Source organism: Microcystis sp. M31BS1, assembly GCF_020245285.1.
Taxonomy (GTDB): Bacteria; Cyanobacteriota; Cyanobacteriia; order Cyanobacteriales; family Microcystaceae; genus Microcystis; species Microcystis panniformis.
This window is the reverse complement of record NZ_JADBVE010000101.1, coordinates 1-4,861: the sequence shown is the minus strand read 5'-3', so window position 1 is coordinate 4,861 and position 4,861 is coordinate 1. Positions and strand designations below refer to the sequence as shown.

4 protein-coding genes, 1 tRNA gene and 1 pseudogene are annotated in these 4,861 nt (G+C 42.6%); 3 read left to right on the top strand and 3 right to left on the bottom strand.

What is annotated here, in order from left to right:
• Positions 1-422: 422 nt before the first annotated feature.
• Positions 423-1,109 carry a diacylglycerol/polyprenol kinase family protein gene (locus tag IM509_RS05895; protein ID WP_052276750.1) on the bottom strand — a complete coding sequence of 229 codons (687 nt, stop codon included), beginning with the start codon at positions 1,107-1,109 and terminating at the stop codon, positions 423-425.
• Positions 1,110-1,164: 55 nt separating this feature from the next.
• On the opposite strand from IM509_RS05895, the gene yidD reads away from it, so the two are divergent.
• Complete coding sequence (gene yidD, locus IM509_RS05890; RefSeq protein WP_002757748.1) at positions 1,165-1,395, top strand: membrane protein insertion efficiency factor YidD; 231 nt, start codon at positions 1,165-1,167, stop codon at positions 1,393-1,395.
• Positions 1,396-1,549: 154 nt separating this feature from the next.
• On the opposite strand, the gene IM509_RS05885 is transcribed toward yidD, so the two are convergent.
• The gene (locus tag IM509_RS05885; RefSeq protein WP_081417871.1) at positions 1,550-2,308 is read right to left on the bottom strand and encodes an LmeA family phospholipid-binding protein; all 759 of its coding nucleotides are present in this window, start codon (positions 2,306-2,308) and stop codon (positions 1,550-1,552) included.
• A gap of 198 nt (positions 2,309-2,506) precedes the next feature.
• Between IM509_RS05885 and IM509_RS05880 the strand changes: the two genes are divergently transcribed.
• Positions 2,507-3,646 (top strand): ferrochelatase, encoded by a 1,140-nt coding sequence (locus IM509_RS05880; protein ID WP_052276752.1) that lies wholly within the window; start codon positions 2,507-2,509, stop codon positions 3,644-3,646.
• Positions 3,647-3,734: 88 nt separating this feature from the next.
• Positions 3,735-3,807, top strand: a tRNA-Arg gene (locus IM509_RS05875).
• 546 nt (positions 3,808-4,353) lie between these two features.
• Here IM509_RS05875 and IM509_RS05865 read toward each other — a convergent pair.
• Positions 4,354-4,861 (bottom strand): annotated as a pseudogene (locus IM509_RS05865) (IS1 family transposase); the annotation flags it as partial.

Sequence of the window (4,861 nt, the reverse complement as noted above, 5' to 3'; positions counted from 1 at the left end):
GTTATCAGTTATCAGTTATCAGTTATCAGTTATCAGTTATCAGTTATCAGTTATCAGTTATCAGTTATCAGTTATCGGCTCTTCTGGTTTCTGTGTGGAAACGAGGTCTATACTGATAGAATATCCGCAAAATAGTCTTAAAAGTCTTGTCCAGTAAGCATTTCACGATTCCATAAGCAAAAATTATCACACAAAGCCGAGAAGAGCCAGTTATCAGTTATCAGTTATCAGTTATCAGTTATCGGTACAGCTGACTAAAAAGCTGATTGCTAACTATAGAACGTAGGTTGGGTTGAAGCATGAAACCCAACACCCGCTCATGTTACGCTACCACTAACCCATCCTAACAAATAATTGTGCCTCCCTACTTAGCTTAACCAATGAGGTTTTAGATTCGGCCCTTGTGAATAAGCTGAGATAGACTAGCTTGAGATGAAAATTTGGGTAAGAAAATAGGCAATGGCGGCGCTACCAATCGGTACAGTGAGATTATCTATACCTAGTTTCGAGAAAGTTTCTAGAATAGTAGCTCCGATCGCCGTTAATAAAGATACTAGAATAATTGGCGGATTAATGCCATTAATAAAAGATAAAATAATCAAGCTGACTAGAAAGCTGACTCCTAACATAGTCAGGGAACCTTCCAGACTTTTGCCACTGCCGAAAATTTTGTAGGGATGTTGACCAAAATTTTGTCCCACTAGGGCTGCTAATCCGTCTCCTAAAGCCATAATTAAAATACCCATTGCTGCGTATTCGGGGTGAGAAATTGGCCAAAAATAAGCCACGAGAACACCGATACTAACAGCATAAAAAAAAGTTCCCCAACTGCGGCGACCGACACTATTAAGACTGGGTAAAATGGGGAAAAAATAGGATAGGATAGCGATACTTGCCGCTAGGATGGCCGCACTTATTCCCACCCAAGCGGGGATATTTAACCACCAAGCAAAAAGGATGACGTTTCCCGTGCCAATGTGGACAACTTTGCGGGTAATTTCGCCATCGGTACTGAAAACACTTTTTAATTTTTCAGCGATCAGAATCAAAACAGCTAGATAACAGGCGACCAAACCGATCGAAAATAGGAGAGAGTGGGATAGTTCCACGTGGCAAAAGCGAAAATTGACTATCTATTTAGTTTAGGCGATCGAGGTGACATCGATGAAAGGAATTTTTATTGGCTTAATTGAGGGATATAGACGGTTTATTTCGCCGCTATTTCCCCCTTCCTGTCGTTTTCAACCCACCTGTTCCCAGTATGCCATGGAAGCGATTGATCGCTTTGGTGTGCTGCGGGGTTCTTGGTTGGCAATTAAGCGTATTCTCCGTTGTCATCCCTTTCACCCCGGAGGTTACGATCCTGTGCCTCCCTGTAGCCACAAGCACGATTGAAACCTACAGCAGTTATCTCAATGGTGAGATACGAGGTTTTCGTTTTGGGGATTCAGGAGTCAGGATTCAGGAGTCAATACCAAATTAGGTTATACTTCATCTTTAGGGTAAAGTCTGTAAAACTATTGATATTTTTACACCCGTTGATGATTGCCTATTTTCTTTGGGGAAAACGCTCGATATCGGCGATACCATAAAAGATAATCTGTTTATCTTTTAAACGTAGTCGATCGACCCTTAATTGAGTACCATCGAGGGCAAATTTATCTAAATCCATGAGGTTGTTAACGTGGCTGATTAAAGCTTCTCCTAAAGCTTTCGATCTTTCGTCGCCTTGATAAACCACCTCAACAAATTGAATTTTTCGCCGTTCTTCCACAACCACAGCAGTGGTCATTTCTAGAAGAATTGGTTCTTCTTCTCCCAATTTGATGAGACTTTTCAGAGTTAAAGTTTTATCGTCATTGAGAATTAATTCCGTGTTCTGACAGTGAATTGATTTACCTTCGTACTCTAATCTTTGCAGTTTTTCGACAATAAAAGGTGTATTAAAAGAGGTGGTTAAGTCTTCTTCCGTTAAAACTACCCGCAAAGTGGCCCGCGTCGGTTGACGGAGTTTTACCTGTCCGGTAAAAATGGCACTAAAATCGATCGCCACCGCTTGTACATACAATTCCATGGCTTCGATGCGTAGGCCATTGTACATCAGCATCGACTGACCGATAAAGTCAAAACCGTCGATACTGCCTTGCAGTAATTTGGCTACGGGTTCGGCGCGGACAGTCGCTGTCAGCTTGCCTGTGCGTTTGAATAATGCAGCGATCGCAGCACTCACCGCCTTACTGATGAGTTGATCGCCGCTCTGATTGGGAAAAGGTAAGCTACCAAACACGCCTGCTGTCATATCTCTCATAGGTGGGACTGCAACGATCTTAACATTATTTAAAGTTTCTTTACATATCGTTTTGTTAATGAAGATGATAAGCAATCTGTATGATTCTGTAGAGGTTATAAATTTTTAGCGGTCTATCCCGTGCGAGGGGATAGGATAGAAAAGTGCTACTATCCCAGTGATATAGCGTTTTTCACTTAGAAAATCGGGGTTAAAAACGTGGTTGCCATTTCAGATCAACAACAGTTAGCCGCTACCCACAACCACAGCGATCGAGTGGCGGTATTATTGATGGGATACGGGGAAGTGGAGAGTTATGAGGACTTTGCCAACTATAATGAACAGGCCTTAAATTTGCTGACGGCTAAGTTCGCTCCTGTACCGACTTGGGTTTATCCTCCCCTAGCGAAATTATTGGCCCTATTTGACCTACACGAATGGCAGCACCAGCATAATCACTTTATTTCGCCCCATAACCACATTTTCGAGCATCAAAGACAGGAAATCGAGCGCAATTTACAGGCAAAATGGGGTAATCGGGTGGAGGTATTCAAAGCGTTTAACTTCTGCGCGCCTTTTTTACCGGCACAGGTGTTAACGGAAATCCGCGAACGGGGATTCGAGAAAATTTTGATCTATCCTCTCCTCGTTGTTGATTCTATCTTTACCAGTGGCATTGCGATCGAACAAGTTAACAAAGCTTTAGCTCAGGGACAAACGGGGGAACATTGGGTCAAAGGATTGCGCTATATTCCCTCGTTTTATAACCAACCCGCTTACATAGAGCTAATGGCGCGGTTAGTGGAGGAAAAAATCGCGGCCGAGGTAGCTAGTAGCTGTCTTCCCTCGCAAATTGGCATTATTTTAATGAATCACGGTTGTCCCCACGAAGCTAAGGGATTTACGTCGGGAATCGATGAAAGTCAAGCTTTATACGAGTTAGTCCGGGAAAAATTAATCTATCGTTATCCCTTGATTTCTGTGGGTTGGTTAAATCACCAAACCCCTTTAATTAAATGGACGCAACCGAATGCAGAGTTAGCGGCGAAGAATTTAATCGAATTGGGGGCCAAAGCTTTAATTTTCATGCCAATTGGCTTTGCTACGGAAAATCACGAAACTTTGCTGGATGTGGAGCATATTATCGAAGCTTTACGCCGCAAACACAACCAGGTTAATTATGTGCAGATGGCCTGTGTCAACGATAACCCCGAATTTTGCCAGATGGTCGCCGATTGGGCCGAGGAACATATCGAAGCTTTACTATCACAAGAGGCTTTATCTGTCAATAGTTCTGTAACAATTCCTCACATTCATTCCGATCACCATCATCACCACGGACATCACCACCATCATTAAGCTTGGACAGTGGCAAAGAGGGGCAACGGCGAAAATTAGTCCTACCACTTGTCACTGTTGGAGCTATAATCTATAATTGTGCTTTCTTGGGTACGTAGCTCAATGGATAGAGCATCCGCCTTCTAAGCGGACGGTTGTAGGTTCGATCCCTACCGTACCCGTTATTGCCGACTAGGTATGGGAAGGCGGATGTGGTGGGCTGCCAATTGCGAATCAAGTTGCTCTGATGAGCTTCTGGTCTGGCATTGAACTTGAGGTGGTGTGAATTCTGCGTAGAGGAATGAAATTTGGGTAGTGATTTTATTGTAGTGGTGATAGCTCAAACCTTTGCTAATTGGGCATTGTAGTCATGAATAAAATACCAAAGGGTTCCCCAACGTGATTCTCCATTTTTTTAGAGAAAGATAGACTCTCTCTCACCAGCCGAGAAATCCTTTGTCGAAAGGTATTATTTAGGGTCTGCTGAAAAAGTTTTTCCTGGGGGTAGGAGTCAGTAGCCGGTCGTCAGGAGTCAGGAGCCGGTCGTTTTAGGCTTTGTTGCCCTTGTTTTTTGTACCAAGCGATGTACTACAAGAAGGATAATGCAAGGTTTTTGAACGTCCCAATCCTATTTTCTTGCACTAACATCGGACTTTAACAGGTCAAAAGCCTTATTTTAAAAGGGTTTTACCATTATTCAGCAAACCCTATTTAATCCTTCAATAGGATTAGTTTGACCAGTTTCTTTCCCGACCGGTCGATGACGTTTACTGGGAATTACTGTCTTATAAGACTCCCAAAAGTATGTGTAAGCAACCGCGCATTGTCGGTAAACACCGGGTAAACTAGCCCCAAAGTTTTTGGGCTGATTGACGACTCCTATCTCCGCGCATAGCAACCAATAATTTCTTGCGTAGTTCTATCGATAGCTAACCAAATATATACCTTGATTTTCTGACAAAATACGAATGACCATAACTCATCACATTCTCTGATTAATTTGCCTTTAGGTTTGTCTGTTACCTATACCTGGCGGGGAACTTGGCTAAATTTATTATTAACATAGTTTGGTAACCATGACTAACTCACTCCAGTTACTCTAGCAATTCCTCGTCAGGAAATTCGTTCGAGCAAGAGTTGATCAATTAATTGTTTGGTTTCGTCAGAGACGGTTTTATTAGTGGGATTGATCACAAACGGTTGACCACATTCTTTACCTTGACGTTTGGGTTTTCC

Excerpts from the sequence above, each read along its gene's own strand:
- IM509_RS05885 (WP_081417871.1), bottom strand. The coding sequence starts at position 2,308 with ATGAGAGATATGACAGCAGGCGTGTTTGGTAGCTTACCTTTTCCCAAT.
- yidD (WP_002757748.1), top strand. The coding sequence starts at position 1,165 with ATGAAAGGAATTTTTATTGGCTTAATTGAGGGATATAGACGGTTTATT.